The sequence below is a fragment of the Stenotrophomonas sp. Ste86 genome (assembly GCF_024519465.1).
GTDB lineage: Bacteria > Pseudomonadota > Gammaproteobacteria > Xanthomonadales > Xanthomonadaceae > Stenotrophomonas.
Genome location: NZ_JALJRW010000002.1, coordinates 96,026 through 112,069, shown reverse-complemented (window position 1 = coordinate 112,069; position 16,044 = coordinate 96,026). Strand labels below are relative to the sequence as shown.

15 protein-coding genes are annotated in these 16,044 nt (G+C 65.3%); 6 read left to right on the top strand and 9 right to left on the bottom strand.

What is annotated here, in order from left to right; all coding sequences use genetic code 11:
- Nucleotides 1-59: 59 nt before the first annotated feature.
- Nucleotides 60-485 (bottom strand): nucleoside-diphosphate kinase, encoded by a 426-nt coding sequence (gene ndk / locus NR101_RS02800; RefSeq protein ID WP_038688788.1) that lies wholly within the window; start codon nt 483-485, stop codon nt 60-62.
- 321 nt (nt 486-806) lie between these two features.
- On the opposite strand from ndk, the gene NR101_RS02795 reads away from it, so the two are divergent.
- The 3 genes from NR101_RS02795 to NR101_RS02785 all read left to right on the top strand — a co-directional run bounded on the left by NR101_RS02795 (nt 807) and on the right by NR101_RS02785 (nt 5,187).
- A complete protein-coding gene (locus NR101_RS02795) occupies nt 807-1,469 on the top strand; it encodes a TetR family transcriptional regulator (RefSeq protein WP_256773962.1) in 663 nt (220 codons plus the stop codon).
- A 44-nt stretch (nt 1,470-1,513) separates the two neighbouring features.
- Nucleotides 1,514-3,886 (top strand): 3-hydroxyacyl-CoA dehydrogenase/enoyl-CoA hydratase family protein, encoded by a 2,373-nt coding sequence (locus tag NR101_RS02790; protein WP_256773963.1) that lies wholly within the window; start codon nt 1,514-1,516, stop codon nt 3,884-3,886.
- Nucleotides 3,887-3,978: 92 nt separating this feature from the next.
- Nucleotides 3,979-5,187, top strand: a complete 1,209-nt coding sequence (locus tag NR101_RS02785; RefSeq protein ID WP_256773964.1) for an acetyl-CoA C-acyltransferase — start codon at nt 3,979-3,981, stop codon at nt 5,185-5,187.
- A 343-nt stretch (nt 5,188-5,530) separates the two neighbouring features.
- Here the strand turns inward: NR101_RS02785 and galU are convergent, their stop codons facing one another.
- From galU to cmk, 8 genes are all read right to left on the bottom strand, one after another.
- Nucleotides 5,531-6,415, bottom strand: a complete 885-nt coding sequence (gene galU / locus NR101_RS02780; protein ID WP_256773965.1) for a UTP--glucose-1-phosphate uridylyltransferase GalU — start codon at nt 6,413-6,415, stop codon at nt 5,531-5,533.
- Nucleotides 6,412-8,319 (bottom strand): nucleoside-diphosphate sugar epimerase/dehydratase, encoded by a 1,908-nt coding sequence (locus NR101_RS02775; protein WP_256773966.1) that lies wholly within the window; start codon nt 8,317-8,319, stop codon nt 6,412-6,414. The genes galU and NR101_RS02775 overlap by 4 nt, the downstream gene beginning before the upstream one ends.
- A gap of 16 nt (nt 8,320-8,335) precedes the next feature.
- Nucleotides 8,336-9,310: a glycosyltransferase family 4 protein gene (locus tag NR101_RS02770; protein WP_256773967.1), complete on the bottom strand. Its 975-nt coding sequence runs from the start codon at nt 9,308-9,310 to the stop codon at nt 8,336-8,338.
- Nucleotides 9,311-9,313: 3 nt separating this feature from the next.
- Nucleotides 9,314-10,492, bottom strand: coding sequence for a lipopolysaccharide assembly protein LapB (lapB, locus tag NR101_RS02765; protein ID WP_256773968.1), 1,179 nt, complete (start codon nt 10,490-10,492; stop codon nt 9,314-9,316).
- A 6-nt stretch (nt 10,493-10,498) separates the two neighbouring features.
- Complete coding sequence (locus tag NR101_RS02760; protein WP_256773969.1) at nt 10,499-10,789, bottom strand: hypothetical protein; 291 nt, start codon at nt 10,787-10,789, stop codon at nt 10,499-10,501.
- A 99-nt stretch (nt 10,790-10,888) separates the two neighbouring features.
- On the bottom strand, nt 10,889-11,194 hold the full coding sequence (locus NR101_RS02755) for an integration host factor subunit beta (protein ID WP_017355596.1): 306 nt from the start codon (nt 11,192-11,194) through the stop codon (nt 10,889-10,891).
- An 86-nt stretch (nt 11,195-11,280) separates the two neighbouring features.
- A complete protein-coding gene (gene rpsA / locus NR101_RS02750) occupies nt 11,281-12,966 on the bottom strand; it encodes a 30S ribosomal protein S1 (protein ID WP_121042136.1) in 1,686 nt (561 codons plus the stop codon).
- 194 nt (nt 12,967-13,160) lie between these two features.
- Complete coding sequence (gene cmk, locus NR101_RS02745) at nt 13,161-13,841, bottom strand: (d)CMP kinase (protein WP_256773970.1); 681 nt, start codon at nt 13,839-13,841, stop codon at nt 13,161-13,163.
- Between the two features lie 194 nt (nt 13,842-14,035).
- Here cmk and ykgO point away from each other — a divergent pair, with 194 nt between their 5' ends.
- From ykgO to NR101_RS02730, 3 genes are all read left to right on the top strand, one after another.
- Nucleotides 14,036-14,161 (top strand): type B 50S ribosomal protein L36, encoded by a 126-nt coding sequence (gene ykgO / locus NR101_RS02740; RefSeq protein ID WP_017355593.1) that lies wholly within the window; start codon nt 14,036-14,038, stop codon nt 14,159-14,161.
- Nucleotides 14,162-14,333: 172 nt separating this feature from the next.
- A complete protein-coding gene (locus NR101_RS02735; RefSeq protein WP_256773971.1) occupies nt 14,334-14,660 on the top strand; it encodes a hypothetical protein in 327 nt (108 codons plus the stop codon).
- Nucleotides 14,661-14,706: 46 nt separating this feature from the next.
- Nucleotides 14,707-15,744 carry an agmatine deiminase family protein gene (locus tag NR101_RS02730; protein ID WP_256773972.1) on the top strand — a complete coding sequence of 346 codons (1,038 nt, stop codon included), beginning with the start codon at nt 14,707-14,709 and terminating at the stop codon, nt 15,742-15,744.
- Nucleotides 15,745-16,044: the final 300 nt, after the last annotated feature.

Below are 16,044 nucleotides of genomic sequence, written 5' to 3'. Positions count from 1 at the left end.
TCGGGACGAGCACGACGGGGATGGCGGTTGGCTGTACGACCTCGTTCACGGCATCACTCTCAGCGCGAGACGACTTCGGTCGCGGCAAAGAAGTAGGCGATTTCGATCGCGGCGTTCTCGACCGAGTCCGAGCCGTGGGCGGCATTGGCATCGATGGATTCGGCGAAGTCGGCGCGGATGGTGCCCGCAGCGGCTTCCTTCGGATTGGTGGCGCCCAGCAGGTCGCGGTGGGCCAGCACGGCGTTGTCGCCTTCCAGCGCCTGGATCATCACCGGGCCGGAGATCATGAACTCGACCAGCGCGTTGAAGAACGGACGCTCACGGTGCACGGCGTAGAAGCCTTCGGCTTCACGGCGCGACAGCTGCTTGTACTTGGCGGCGACGACCTTCAGGCCGGCCTTTTCGAAGCGGGCGTAGATTTCACCGATGACGTTCTTGGCGACGGCGTCCGGCTTGATGATGGAAAGGGTGCGCTCCAGCGCCATGGGAATTCTCCGTTGGGCGGGCCACTGATCGGCCCGAGATTAACATGAAAAAAACCCGCGTCAAAACGCGGGCTTAGCCTGATATACGTGAGGCAATTCTAACGTGTAACCCGCCCCCGCGGTAGTGCCGACCGCTGGCCGGCAACGCCCTGTGTGCCGTGGTGATCGGCCTGTTCAGGCAATGGCGTGGTTGCCGGCCAGCGGCCGGCACTACCGGGAGGGGCGGATGAACGAACGCCCGTTTCTGCTGCGCCGCACAATGCGCCAGCGCAGCCCCAGGTCTAATATCAAACAATCGTTTGATTGAACTCTGCCCGCCCCATGGCCAAGCCCGCTCATTTCTCCACCAAGGACCGCATTCTCGGCGCGGCCGAGGAGCTGTTCGCCCAGCATGGCTTTGCCGGCACCTCCCTGCGCCAGGTCACCAGCCAGGCCGACGTGAACATCGCGGCGGTCAACTACCACTTCGGGTCCAAGGAAAACCTGGTCAACGAGGTGTTCCGTCGGCGGATGGACGAGATGACCGCCGCCCGCCTGGCCCAGTTGGACAGCGCCCGCCGCGAGCATCCCGGCCAACTGCGCCCGGTGCTGGCCGCGTTCGTCGAACCGGCGCTGGCGATGGCCCAGGACCGCCAGACCGGTGGCGCCTTCGTGCGGGTGATCGCCCGCGCCTATGCCGAGAAGAACGACAACCTGCGCAAGTTTCTCTCCGACCACTACGGCCATGTACTGCGCGACTTCGGCAAGGCCATCGCGGCCTGCGTGCCGGAGCTGAGCAAGGAAGAGCTGTACTGGCGGTTGGACTTCCTGGCCGGGTCACTGACCTATGCGATGGCCGATTTCGGCCTGATCAAGCGACCCGCCGGTGTCACCGAAGCGGCGCATCGTGCCCATGCCGCCCGCGAACTGATCCATTTCGCCGAAGCCGGTTTCCGCGCCAGCGCGGTCATCGACGCTCCGACGACCTCCCTCTCCACCCCGTAGAGCCGGGCGTTGCCCGGCTTCCAGACAACCAAAGGCTTATCGACATGTCCAATTCCCTGCCAGCCCGCCGCGCCGCCGTACTGGGTGCCGGTGTCATGGGTGCCCAGATCGCGGCCCACCTGACCAACGCCGGCGTCGACACCGTGCTGTTCGATCTTCCCGCCAAGGAAGGTCCGGCCGATGGCATCGTGCTCAAGGCGATCGCCAACCTGGGCAAGCTCAGCCCTGCTCCGCTCGCGAGCAAGTCCTACGCCGAGGCGATTACCCCGGCCAACTATGAAACGGGCCTGGAACAGTTGAAGGACTGCGACCTGATCATCGAAGCCATCGCCGAACGGATGGACTGGAAGCAGGACCTGTACAAGAAGATCGCCCCGTTCGTGGCCGATCACGCCGTGCTGGCCTCCAACACCTCCGGCCTGGGCATCAACAAGCTCGCCGACGTGCTGCCCGAGCAGCTGCGCCACCGTTTCTGCGGCGTGCACTTCTTCAATCCGCCGCGCTACATGCACCTGGCCGAGCTGATCCCGGCAACCACCACCGATGCGTCGGTGCTGGAAGGGCTGGAAGCGTTCCTGGTCACCACCCTGGGCAAGGGCGTGGTGTACGCCAAGGACACCCCGAACTTCATCGGCAACCGCATCGGCGTGTTCTCGATCCTGTCCACCATCCACCACACGCAGGCATTCGGCCTGGGCTTCGACGAAGTCGACGGCCTGACCGGCCCGCTGGTGGGCCGCCCGAAGTCGGCCACCTACCGCACCTCCGATGTGGTCGGGCTGGACACCATGGCGCACGTGATCAAGACCATGGGCGACACCCTGCCCAACGATCCGTGGCATGAGTTCTTCAAATCGCCCAAGTGGCTGGACGCGCTGATCGCCAAGGGCGCGCTCGGCCAGAAGACCGGTGCCGGCATCTTCCGCAAGGTCGGCAAGGACATCGTCGTCCTTGATCTGGAAAAGCAGGACTACCGCGCCGCCGACCGCACCGCCGCGCCGGAAGTGGTCGAGATCCTGAAGATCAAGAACCCGGCCGAGAAGTTCGCCAAGCTGCGCGAAAGCCAGCACCCGCAGGCGCAGTTCCTGTGGGCGACCTTCCGCGACCTGTTCCACTACAGCGCCTACCACCTGGCCGACATCGCCGAAACCGCGCGCGACGTCGACCTGGCCATCCGCTGGGGCTACGGCTGGTCGCTGGGCCCGTTCGAAACCTGGCAGGCCGCCGGCTGGAAGCAGGTCGCGCAGTGGATCGCCGATGACATCGTCGCCGGCAAGAGCATGAGCAACGCGCCGTTGCCGGACTGGGTGTTCGATGGCCGCGACGGCGTGCATGCCGCCGAAGGCAGCTACAGCCCGTCGCGCAACGCCAAGCTGCCGCGCTCGGCGCTGCCGGTGTACCAGCGCCAGCGCTTCCCCGATCCGCTGCTGGGTGAAACCTTCAGCCCGGGTGAGACCGTGTTCGAGAACGACGGCGTGCGCATGTGGCACGACGGCGACGGCATCGCCGTGGTCAGCTTCAAGACCAAGATGAACACCGTCTCCGACCACGTGCTCAATGGCCTGCAGGAAGCGATCAAGCGCGCCGAGCAGGACTTCAAGGGCCTGGTGATCTGGCAGCAGAAGGAACCCTTCTCCGCCGGTGCCGACCTGGCCGGTGCGCTGGGCCTGCTGCAGGCCGGCAAGGTCGAGCAGTTCGAGGAAATGGTGCACAACTTCCAGCGCACCAGCCAGGCGATCAAGTATTCGCTGGTGCCGGTGGTAACCGCCGTGCGCGGCCTGGCCCTGGGCGGTGGTTGCGAATTCCAGATGCACAGCGCCAAGAGCGTGGCCGCGCTGGAAAGCTACATCGGCCTGGTCGAGGCCGGCGTCGGCCTGCTGCCCGCCGGTGGTGGCCTGAAGGAATTGGCCGTGCGTGCCTCGCAGGCCGCCGGTCCGGGCGGTGACGTGTTCGCCGAACTGAAGAAAACCTTCGAAACCGTGGCCATGGCCAAGGTCTCCAACTCGGCGGTCAACGCCAAGGAACTGGGCCTGATGCGCGCGACCGACAAGGTCGTGTTCAACAGCTTCGAAGCGCTCCATATCGCCAAGGCCGAAGTGCTGGCGCTGGCCGAAGGTGGCTACCGTCCGCCGATGCCGGCCCGCCGCATCCAGGTTGCCGGCGACGTCGGCATCGCCACCTTCAAGATGATGCTGGTCAACATGCTGGAAGGTCGTTTCATCAGCCCGTACGACTACGAGATCGCCGTGCGCATCGCCACCGTGCTGTGCGGTGGCGAAGTGGATCGCGGCACGCTGGTGGACGAGGAATGGCTGCTGACCCTGGAGCGCAAGCACTTCGTCGAACTGGCCCAGCAGGAAAAGACCCAGGCCCGCATCGCGCACATGCTCAAGACCGGCAAGCCGCTGCGTAACTGATGGCGTCACGGGCGCGACGGACGCCGTCCGCGCCCGCCTGGTGCCGGCCCCTGGCCGGCACGCCTGTCCCCCTATTTGAAGAGATCACTGCAATGACCAAGCAAATCCAGGACGCCTACATCGTCGCCGCTACCCGCACCCCGGTCGGCAAGGCGCCCAAGGGCATGTTCAGCAATACCCGTCCCGATGACATGCTCGCCCACGTGCTCCGTTCCGTGGTCGCGCAGGCGCCGGGCGTGGACGTCAACCGCATCGATGACGCGATCATCGGCTGTGCGATGCCCGAGGCCGAGCAGGGCATGAACGTGGCACGCATCGGCGTGCTGCTGGCCGGGCTGCCGGACACCATCGCCGCGCAGACCGTCAACCGCTTCTGCTCGTCCGGCCTGCAGGCCGTGGCGATGGCCGCCGACCAGATCCGCCTGGGCAATTCGGACCTGATGCTGGCCGGTGGCACCGAGTCGATGTCGATGGTGCCGATGATGGGCAACAAGATCGCGATGGCCCCGAGCGTATTCGACAACGACCACGTCGCCATCGCCTACGGCATGGGCATCACCGCCGAGAAGGTGGCCGAGGAATGGAAGGTCTCGCGTGAGGAGCAGGACGCCTTCGCCCTCGCCTCGCACCAGAAGGCCATCGCCGCGATCCAGAACGGCGACTTCAAGGACGAGATCAGCCCTTACGACGTGCGCACCCGCCAGCCCGACCTGGCCGACGGCCGCCGCATCATCACCCGTGACAGGATCGTCGACACCGACGAAGGCCCGCGCCTGGATTCGTCCGCCGAAGGCCTGGCCAAGCTGCGCCCGGTGTTCCGCAACGGCCAGTTCGGCGGCACCGTCACCGCGGGCAACTCCTCGCAGATGAGCGACGGCGCCGGCGCCGTGCTGCTGGCCTCGGAGCAGGCGATCAAGGACTACGGTCTGACGCCGCTGGCCCGCTTCGTCAGCTTCTCGGTGGCTGGCGTGCGCCCGGAAGTGATGGGCATCGGCCCGATCGCCGCGATTCCCAAGGCCCTCAAGCAGGCCGGCCTGAGCCAGGACCAGCTGGACTGGATCGAGCTCAACGAAGCCTTCGCCGCGCAGTCGCTGGCGGTCATCCGCGATTGCGGCCTGGACCCGTCCAAGGTCAATCCGCTGGGCGGCGCCATCGCCCTGGGGCACCCGCTGGGCGCGACCGGCGCGATCCGTACCGCCACCCTGCTGCACGGCCTGCGCCGTCGCCAGCAGAAGTACGGCATGGTGACCATGTGCATCGGCACCGGCATGGGTGCGGCCGGTATCTTCGAGTCGCTGTGATGTGACAGGCGGTGCCGACCCCGGGTCGGCACCGCCCACCCGGCAGGTACCGACCGTTGGTCGTCACGAAGAACGCAAAAGGGCAGCCGCGAGGCCGCCCTTTTTGCCATATCCCACCACAGCCCATCGGGTGGTAGTGCCGAGCCATGCTCGGCAAGCGGTAGCGCCGAGCCATGCTCGGCGGGCGGTAGTGCCGAGCCATGCTCGGCGGGTGGTAGTGCCGAGCCATGCTCGGCAAGCGGTAGCGCCGAGCCATGCTCGGCAGGCGGTAGTGCCGAGCCATGCTCGGCAAGAACACCAAGGTACATTCAACGGCCAGCCGGGCATGGCCCGGCGCTACCGGTCAGCTGTCGGCGAGCGCCTTCTTCAGCATCTCGCGCGCCGGTCCGGCCAGCTTCTCGTTGTTCAACGCAAAGCGGATGGTCGCTTCGACCAGACCCAGATGGGTACCGCAGTCGAAACGGGTGCCTTCGAAGCGGAACGCGTCCACGCGCTCGCTCTTGAGCAGCTCTGCGATGGCGTCGGTCAGCTGGATCTCGCCACCCGCTCCGGTGCCGGTGGCTTCAAGCAGCTCGAAGATCTTCGGGCTCAGTACGTAGCGGCCGACCACGGCCAGGTCGCTCGGCGCGTCCTCGGGCTTGGGCTTCTCGACAATCGCACTGATCCGACCCTGGCGGCCATCGAAGGTGTCGGTGGCGACGATGCCGTAGCTGCCGGTCTTGTCGTGCGGGACGTCCTCGACGGCGATGATGCTCGCGCCGGTGGCCTGGTTGGCGTCGGCCATCTGCTTGAGCGCACCGTCACCCTTGTTCCAGATCAGGTCGTCAGGCAGCAGCACCGCGAACGGCTCGTCGCCGACGATCGCCTTGGCGCACAGTACCGCATGGCCCAGCCCCAGCGCCTCGGCCTGGGTGACGAAGATCGCACGCACGCCGTTGGGCAGCACGTGGCGCACCAGCTCCAGCTGCTCCATCTTGCCGGCGCGCTCGAGCTTCTGCTCCAGCTCGTATGCCTTGTCGAAATAATCGGCCACCGCATGCTTGTAGCGGTTGGTGATGAAGATCAGGGTGTCGCAGCCGGCTTCGATCGCTTCATCGACGGCATATTGGATCAACGGCCGATCGATGATCGGCAGCATTTCCTTGGGAACCGTCTTGGTCGCGGGAAGGAATCGGGTACCGAGACCTGCCACCGGGAAAACCGCCTTGCGGATACGCTTGTTCGTCACAGCCTGTTGGCCTCTCGTGCCGGGAAGGGAAGCACTTTAGCGGACGCGACGTGATCGTCCTGTTGCAGTGGCGAGAACTCCGGCATGGTGGCGAACAGGATGCTGTTGATGGCATCGGTGTCGTAGGTGGCGATCGCTTCGCGCAGGCGCGGGACATTGCCCAACACCTGCTCGCGGGCGAACGTACGCACGCCGGCTTCGAGGATCTTCGGGTGCGCGGTGGGGCGATAGTCCTCGTCCGAATAGAACAGGGTCTCGTGCAGCTTTTCGCCCGGACGCAGGCCGGTATAGATGATCGCGATGTCCTTGTACGGCTGTTTGCCGGCCAGGCGGATCATCTGCTCGGCGAGCACGCGGATCGGCACCGGCTCGCCCATGTCCAGGGTGTAGATCGCCCCGTGCGACGCCGATGCCGCGGCCTGCAGGATGAGCTGGCAGGCCTCGGGGATGGTCATGAAGTAACGCGTCACTTCCGGATCGGTCACGGTGACCGGCCCGCCCTTGAGGATCTGGTCGCGGAACAGCGGCACCACGCTGCCGGCCGAGGCCAGCACGTTGCCGAAGCGCACAGTCACGAAACGGGTGTGGCTGGTCTTCTGGTCCAGGCTCTGGCAGATCATCTCGGCGTAGCGCTTGCTCGCGCCGAGCGCGTTGACCGGGTCGACCGCCTTGTCGGTGGAGATGAACACGAAATGCTCGATCCGGGCCTCGACACAGGCACGGGCCACCGTTTCGGTGGACAGGATGTTGTTGCGCACCGCCTCGCGAAGCTGGCGTTCCAGCACCGGCACCTGCTTGTAGGCGGCGGCGTGGAAGACCGCATCGACGCTGGCCATCGACAGCGCGTGGCGGATCACCGCCGGGTCACCGCAATCACCGAGCACCGCTTCCACTTCCAGGTCGGGGAAGCTGCGGGTGAGCTCGCCCTCGATGGTCAGCAGCAGCAGTTCACTCATTTCCAGCAGGATGATCCGGCCGGCACCGTGACGCGCGCACTGGCGGCACAGCTCCGAACCGATCGAGCCACCGGCGCCGGTCACCAGCACGGTGCGCCCGCCCAGCCAGCCACGGATCAGCGACCAGTCCGGCAGGATCGGCTTGCGACCCAGCAGATCCTCGATCGCCACTTCCTTGAGCTCGCCCGGCAGCGAATGACCGAGCAGCACGTCATTGAGCTTGGGCACCATGCGGAACGGCACGCCGGTGGCCTCACAGATGGCGACCACCCGCTGCATCCCGACCGCATCCAGGGAGGGAATGGCGATCACCAGCAGTCGGGCGGCGGTTTCGCGCACCGCGGCCGGGGCATCGTCCAGTGTGCCCAGAATCGGCAGGCCCTGCAGCTTGGCGCCCTGCAGGTGCGGGGCATCGTCAAGCAGGCCGACCGGCTCGAAATCGCCGGAACGGCGCAGGTCGCGGACCAGCGCCTCGGCGGCCTGGCCGGCACCCAGGATCAGCACCCGACGCGCAGTGGCGTCGTATTGCAGCGACTGGTAGTCCTTCCACGCGCGGTACAACAGGCGTGGCGCACCCAGCAGCGCCGACAGCGCGAACGGGTAGATCACCAGCACCGACATCGGCACACCATTGAAGCGCTTGTAGGCGAGCACGACCACGATGGCGAGCAGGCCGATGAAGCTGGCCTTGAAGATGTTGAGGAGGTCGGCCACGCTGGCAAAACGCCACAGGCCGCGGTACAGGCCCACCCGCCAGAACACCACTGCCTGGATCGCCAGCACCAGCGAGGTGTCGATGTTCCACAGCGGAAGCGAGGGGGCATCGGCCAGCATCGAATAGCGGCCCGCATGCAGCAGCTGCCAGCACGCCCAGACCATGAACAGGTCGTGGACCACGATGGCGCCGCGCGGAATCAAACTGGTAAGACGGTCCTGCCAAGGCGTCATAAAACAAACAATCCTTCTAGTTGCGCATTCCCTTGCGCAGGAGTAGCCACAGGCCGGTCGCGAAGATCATCCACGCGACGGCTACGGCAGCCTCCCACCTCGGCTGCAGATCACTGCAAGCATTAAACACTGTAATACTGAATAGACCAAAAACAAAGTACATCCCTGTGACCAAAGTGTGGCTCAGACCACCTTTGACCGCGCGCTGGTAGAGATGCTGGGTGTGGGGCTCCATCCATCTTTGCCCGGACAGCATGCGCGACAGCAGTGTGAAGCCTGCGTCCACGAGGAACGCCGTGAGCGGCACCAGCAGCAGCAACCAGTTGACCTCGGTCACCACGCTGGCCAGGCAGACCAGGGCGGCAATTGCATAGCCCAGCGCGCCGCTGCCGACATCGCCCATGAAGATCCGTGCCCGCGGGTAGTTGAATGGCAGGAACCCCAGGCACGCCAAGGCCAGGACCAGGCCGGCCAGGGCAAAGGGCGCGGGCATCACCACCGCGAAGGCCAGCCCGGCCAGGATGGCCTGGGTGGTGGCTATGCCGTTGATGCCATCCATGAAGTTCCAGATGTTGATCAACGACGTCGTGAACAGCAGCGCCAGCAGCGCCTGCCACGGATTGCCGCTGGCCTGCCACACCAGGGCGGCCACCAATGCGGCGGCGACCAGATGCACCAGCAACCGGCGGACCGCGGGCAGCGGGCGGTGATCGTCCCACCAGCCAATGCCGGCCACCAGCACCAGGCCAAGACCGAACACCAGCAACTGGAGACGTGCGCCGGGCCACGCCAGCGCAGCTACGCCCGTAGCGAGCAGCAGGGTCAGCACGATCGCGATGCCGCCCCCGCGCGGGGTGGCCACGCCATGGCTGCGGCGTTCGCCGGGCTGATCCATCAGGTTGCGGCGCAGCGCGTAATGGCGCGCACCCCAGGTGAGCGCCGCCGCGAGCGCCAGCACCGCTGGCAACCCGACCATCCAGGCCACGGGCATCGCTTAAAGGACCGCGTAGTTCAGCAGCGGCTTGACCGTTCCCCATTCCTTGCAGCTGGGGCACTGCCAGTGGTGCGTACGTGCGCCGAAACCGCAACGCGTGCAGCGATAGGCCGGGTTGCGCACCAGCAACTGGTCGGTGATGTGTTTGAGGTCATGCAGGGTCGCGGTGGCGTCCGCGCCCTCGGCCAGGGTCAGGTCGATCAGCGCCGATTCGCCACGAACCGACGGACGATCCTTGAGCTGGCGGCCGAGATAGGCGCGCGCCGGGGCCACGCCCTCCTGCTCTTCCATCAACTGGGTCAGGGCCAGCACCGGGGCGATGCCACGGTAATGCTCGGTCATCTCCGACAGGAAGGCGCGTGCACCGCCAAGGTCGCCGACCTTGCGGTAGTTCTGCATCAGCGCCTGCAGTACTTCGGGCAGGTATTCGGGATCGTTGCGCGCGGCGCGCTCGAAGGCGCGCACGGCGGCTTCGGCATTGCCCGCATCCGCTTCAAGACGGCCCTCGATGATGCCGGCGCGGACCGACATCGCATCGGCCTGGTAGGCGCGCGCGATGGCCGCCCTCGCCTCCTCGATCTTGCCGGCGCCGCGGAAGCGCTCGGCCAGCTCGCATTCGAACTGTCCGATCAGCTTGCCCATCGGCTCGCCGGTGACTTCCTCGAAGCGGCTGGCGTTGTCGATCGCCTTTTCCCAGTCACGCTCGGCCTGGTAGATCCCGATCAGGTGCTTGAGCGCCTGCGGCGCGCGCTGGTCGATCTGCGCCAGCTCACTGAACACGGTTTCGGCACGGTCCAGCAGCCCGGACTTCATGTAGTCCTCGCCCAGGGCGAGCAGTGCCTGCACCCGCTGCGCGTCATTCAGGTCGGCACGGTTGACCAGGCCCTGGTGCAGTCGGATCGCACGATCCACCTCGCCACGACGGCGGAACAGGTGGCCCAGCGCGACCTGGGTTTCGAAGGTTTCCTTGTCCAGCTCGGCGATATGCAGGAACAGCTCGATCGCCTTGTCCGGCTGCTCGTTGAGCAGGTAGTTCAGGCCACGGAAATAGGTGCTGGACAGGCGGCTGACCTGGTTGTCGCCATGGCGCTGGCCACCGCGACGGCCGATCACCCAGCCGGACAACGCCGCCAACGGCAGGAACAGGAAGAACCAGAACCACTCGGAGACAAATTCCATCGGGGCTCAGCGTCCGTCGAAAGTAGAAGAAGGGGTGGAAGCCGGCGCCACGACCGCGGTCGGGACAGCCTTCTGCGCCGTGCGCAGCTTCGCGTACAACGGGATCACCAGGCTGGCCAGCACGATGCCGCCGCCGATGATGGCACCGGACAACAGGGCGACAATGATCGCCAGGCCGGTGGTGGTGGTGATTTGGGTGAAGCCCAGACTGAGAACCATCTTGTCCGAGTTGAGCGCACCGATGATGAGTCCGGCGACCAGAACCGCCAGCAGCACAAGCAGACGTACGACTTTCATGCAGCATCTCCAGTTCCGGGAGATTCAAAGAGTAGCGGAATATAGAGCAGCGGGACAAAGAGGCCCGGAACGAAAAAAGCAGCGGACCAACGGTCCGCTCTACGCGGGGTCGCTTTCCAGCGGCACCACGGCGCTGACGCGCTCGCGCAGCTCCTTGCCCGGTTTGAAATGCGGGACATGCTTGCCCGGCAATGCGACCGACTCCCCGGTCTTGGGGTTACGCCCCAGCCTGGGTGGCCGGTAGTGCAACGAAAAACTGCCGAACCCGCGGATCTCGATGCGATCCCCGCCGGCCAGCGCCCCACCCATCATTTCCAGCAACGACTTCACGGCCAGATCGACATCGTCCGACTTCAAATGCGCCTGTCGGCGCGCCAGGATTTCGATCAGCTCGGATTTGGTCATTACGGGCTCTTCGGGGGGAACTAGACCCTGAAACGGCCCGGACTGATGTCCGGGCCGTCCAGGAAACTACGACAGCGACAGACCGATTACTCGGACTTGTTGCCGTTCAGCTGTGCACGCAGCAGCGCGCCGAGCTGGGTGGTGCCGCTGGACGCCGAAGAGGACTGGTATTCCTCCAGCACTTCGCGCATTTCCGCATCGTCCTTGGCCTTGATCGACAGCTGCAGGGTACGACCCTTGCGATCCATGCCCACGAACTTGGCTTCAACCTTGTCGCCGACCTTCAGGAACTGGGTCGCGTCGTCCACGCGCTCGTTCGCAACATCGCGAGCGGCCACGTAGCCTTCGATGCCGTCAGCCAGTTCGATGGTAGCGCCCTTGGCGTCCACTTCCTTGACCACGCCTTCGACCTTGGAACCCTTCGGGTTGGCCGCCATGTACTGGCCGAACGGATCCTGCTCCAGCTGCTTGACGCCCAGGCTGATGCGCTCGCGCTCCGGATCGACGGCCAGGACCACTGCGTCCAGGTTGTCGCCCTTCTTGTAGTTGCGGACCACGTCTTCGCCGGTGGTGTTCCAGCTGATGTCGGACAGGTGCACCAGGCCATCGATACCGCCGTCCAGGCCGATGAAGATGCCGAAGTCGGTGATCGACTTGATCTGGCCCGACACCTTGTCGCCCTTCTTGTGGATGGCAGCGAAGGTTTCCCACGGATTGGCGGCAACCTGCTTCATGCCCAGCGAGATGCGGCGACGCTCCTCGTCGACGTCCAGGACCATGACTTCAACTTCGTCACCGACCTGCACAACCTTGGACGGGTTGACGTTCTTGTTGGTCCAATCCATTTCCGACACGTGCACCAGGCCTTCCACGCCCGGCTCGATCTCGACGAATGCGCCGTAATCGGTGACGTTGGAGACCTTGCCGAAGACGCGGCTGTTGGCCGGGTAACGACGGGCGATGTTGTCCCACGGATCTTCACCCAGCTGCTTCAGACCCAGCGAAACGCGGTTGCGCTCGCGGTCGAACTTCAGCACGCGGACGTCCAGCTCGTCGCCGACGTTCACGACTTCGGACGGATGGCGCACGCGCTTCCAGGCCATGTCGGTGATGTGCAGCAGGCCGTCGATACCGCCCAGGTCCACGAACGCGCCGTAATCGGTCAGGTTCTTGACGACACCCTTCAGGATCGCGCCTTCCTGCAGCTTGTCCATCAGCTGCTCGCGCTCTTCCGAGTGCTCGCTTTCGACGACAGCGCGGCGCGACACCACGACGTTGTTACGCTTGCGGTCCAGCTTGATGAGCTTGAATTCCAGCTCCTTGCCTTCCAGGTAGGCCGGATCGCGCACGGGGCGCACATCGACCAGGGAACCCGGCAGGAACGCGCGGACATCCTTGATGTCCACGGTGAAACCACCCTTGACCTTGCCGCTGATGCGACCGGTGATGGTTTCGTTCTTCTCCAACGCTTCTTCCAGCTCGTCCCACACCATCGCGCGCTTGGCCTTCTCGCGCGACAGGACGGTTTCGCCGAAGCCGTTCTCGATGGAATCGAGGGCAACCTTGACGACATCGCCTTCGGCGACGTCGATTTCGCCAGCGTCGTTACGGAACTGTTCGATCGGCACGATGCCTTCGGACTTCAGGCCGGCGTTGATCACCACGACGTCGCCGCGGACTTCAACAACGACGCCGCTGACGATCGAGCCCGGCTTCAGCTTGGCCAGATTGGCCTGGCTGGCTTCGAACAGTTCGGCAAATGATTCGGTCATTAGATTTACTCTGTTGGACACATGGGCATTGGCCCCCGAAGGGAACCGCTTACTGCCCGCCTGTTGGTCGACCCCGGTAACGCAGGTCGTGTGTTAAGTAGGAAAACCGCCACGCAACATTGCGGGACGGAGCTTTTGCAGCCTTGCGATGGTGCGACACCGCCGATGGATTGACGGTCCTCCTGTACAACGGATCAGGCACCCGAAACCGGAAGCAGATCCAACACGTTGGCAACGACTGCGTCGATGCCGATGCCACTGGTGTCGATGATGACGGCATCGTCTGCCGGCTTCAGGGGCGCCACTGTGCGCTGTGCATCACGGGCGTCGCGGGCCATGATCTCGCGCAGGAGGTCATCAAAGTTAACAGAAACCCCCTTGTCTTTCAACTGCTTATGCCGGCGCTCGGCGCGCTCCTCGGCACTGGCGGTCAGAAACACCTTGTACGGCGCGTCCGGGAAGATGACCGTGCCCATGTCGCGGCCGTCAGCGACCAGCCCAGGCTCCAACCTGAATGCGCGCTGGCGTTCTTTCAGCGCCGCGCGGACCTCCGGGATCGCCGCAATGGCCGAGGCGAGCGCCCCGGTGGTCTCAAGCCGCAGCTCGTCGGTGGCATCGGTGTCGTTGACCACCACCCGCAACCCGCCGTCGGCGGCTTCGATGAAGCGCACATGGGTGTCGAAGGTGCAGCGAACCAGCGCCGAGGCGTCGGAGGTGTCGATATCGGCCCAGCTGGCGGCCACGCCCACGGCGCGGTAGAGAGCGCCCGAATCCAGGTAATGCCAGCCCAGGCGGCGTGCGACAATGCGGCTGACGGTCCCCTTGCCAGCCCCGGAAGGGCCATCGATGGTGAGCACGGAAGGAAGCTGGTTCATGGGTTTCCCGGTAGATTTGACCGCCCATTCTAGCCCCCGCCCAGGGCCGCTTGAGATTTTTTTGGTGCAACCACTTGAAAGGATGGAAAAAAGCCCGGTAGAATGGCGGGCTTGAACGGGCGTCACCTGCCGATTGTCATCTGCATATCGCGGCCGCGCTCCAACCGAATCCAACGTTTACGCCGAGGTATGCAATGAAAGTCCTGTCTTCCCTGAAGTCGGCCAAGTCCCGTCACCGCGATTGCAAGGTCGTTCGTCGTCGCGGCAAGATCTTCGTGATCTGCAAGTCGAACCCGCGTTTCAAGGCTCGCCAGCGCTGAGCCCAAAGGCATCACGACCCCCGGGTCGCGAGCTGCCTGAATAAAAAACCGCCTCCGGGCGGTTTTTTATTGCCGTTTTTTGCTGTAATCGCCGGGTAACTCACGACACTTGGTCATGAGGCACGCCGTCGTGAGGCCTTCCGTATTCTTGACCACTGGGGAGTAGATCGAGATGAAGCGTTACCTGACCACCCTGCCGTTGCTTGCCCTGCTGGCCTGCGCCAGCGCCCACGCCGACACACTGCTGATCGATCGCAGCCAGGAAAAGCCCGCCACCGCCCTGCCCGTCCGCGGCCAGAGCATGCAGCAGGTGCAGGCCCAGTTCGGCGACCCGGGCGAACGCCTGGACCCGCGCGGCGGGCAGAAGCGCCAGTGGCCGACGATCAACCGCTGGGTCTACCCGCAGTTCACCGTCTACTTCGAGAAGCAGAAGGTGATCGACGTGGTGGCCAACAAGGCCGACGCCAACGAAGTCGGCCCGAAGCCGCCGATCCGCTGACCCCATTCCTACTGCCCGCCACCCGGCGGGCCATCGCATCGAGACCATGAACGACACGCTCCGCTTTCCGGCCGAATGGGAAACCCAGTCCGCCATCCTGATCGCCTGGCCCCACGCCGACACCGACTGGGCCGACCGCCTGGGTGACGTCGAGGACACCTACATCGCCCTGGTTGCGGCCATCACCCGCTTCCAGCCGGTGCTGATCATCGTCGCCGACGATGACCTGGAGGCCTACGCCGATGCGCGCCTGCGCTCCAACCGGATCGACATGGACCGCGTCCGTTTCGTCACCGCGCAATACGACGACACCTGGCTGCGCGATTCCGGCCCGATCACGCTCAAGCGTGCCGACGGCGGCTTCCGCCTGCTCGACTTCCGCTTCACCGGCTGGGGCGGCAAGTTCGACGCGAGCCTGGACGACCAACTGGTCGGGGTGCTGCATGCGGCCGGCGTGTTCGCACCAACGGCCGAGGTGCAGAGCATTCCCTTCGCACTGGAAGGCGGCGGCATCGAAACCGACGGCGCCGGCACCCTGCTGACCACCTGGCAGTGCCTGCACGAGCGTCATCCAGACCGCGCGCGCGATTCGCTCAGCGCGGACCTGGCCAACTGGCTGCAGCAGGACCGGGTGCTGTGGCTGGACCACGGCTACCTGGAAGGCGACGACACCGACGCCCACATCGATACCCTGGCGCGCTTCGCGTCGGTGGACAGCATCGTCTACCAGGCCTGCGATGACAGCGGCGATTCGCACTTCGCCGAACTGCAGGCAATGGGCAACGAGCTGGCCGCGCTGCGCACGGCGCAGGGCACGCCGTACCGCCTGTTCCCGCTGCCGTGGGCGCAGCCGGTGATCGACGATGGCCGCCGCCTGGCCGCGTCCTACGCCAACTACCTGATCCTCAACGGCGCGGTACTGATGCCGGCCTACGGCGATGTCGCCGACGAGGCCGCGCGCGCGGTGCTGGCCCAGGCCTATCCGGACCGCGAGATCGTGCCGGTGCCGTGCCGATCACTGATCTGGCAGAACGGCAGCCTGCACTGCATCACCATGCAGCTGCCGGAAGGGTTGCTGGCCTGACCCCTGCTGCAGGCCACGACCCACGGTCGCGGCCAGCAGCTCCTCTCCCTCGGCGCGCCTGGATGTCGGTAGAGCGGGCGGGCAGCGCGATCCAGGACCGTTGGGCGCCATGGATGGCGCCCACGAGCCCCCAAGGATGGGTTCACGGCGTGTCCTGGATTGGGCTGCCCGTCCCGCCTGCCTGCGCAAACGACGCGCCGCCCTCTGCACCGTGCCCCGACGATGGCGACAACGTGGCATCGCCGCCCATTTAGCGCACAGCACGCCGCGTGCACCCATCCGCGATAAACTGCGTTTTTC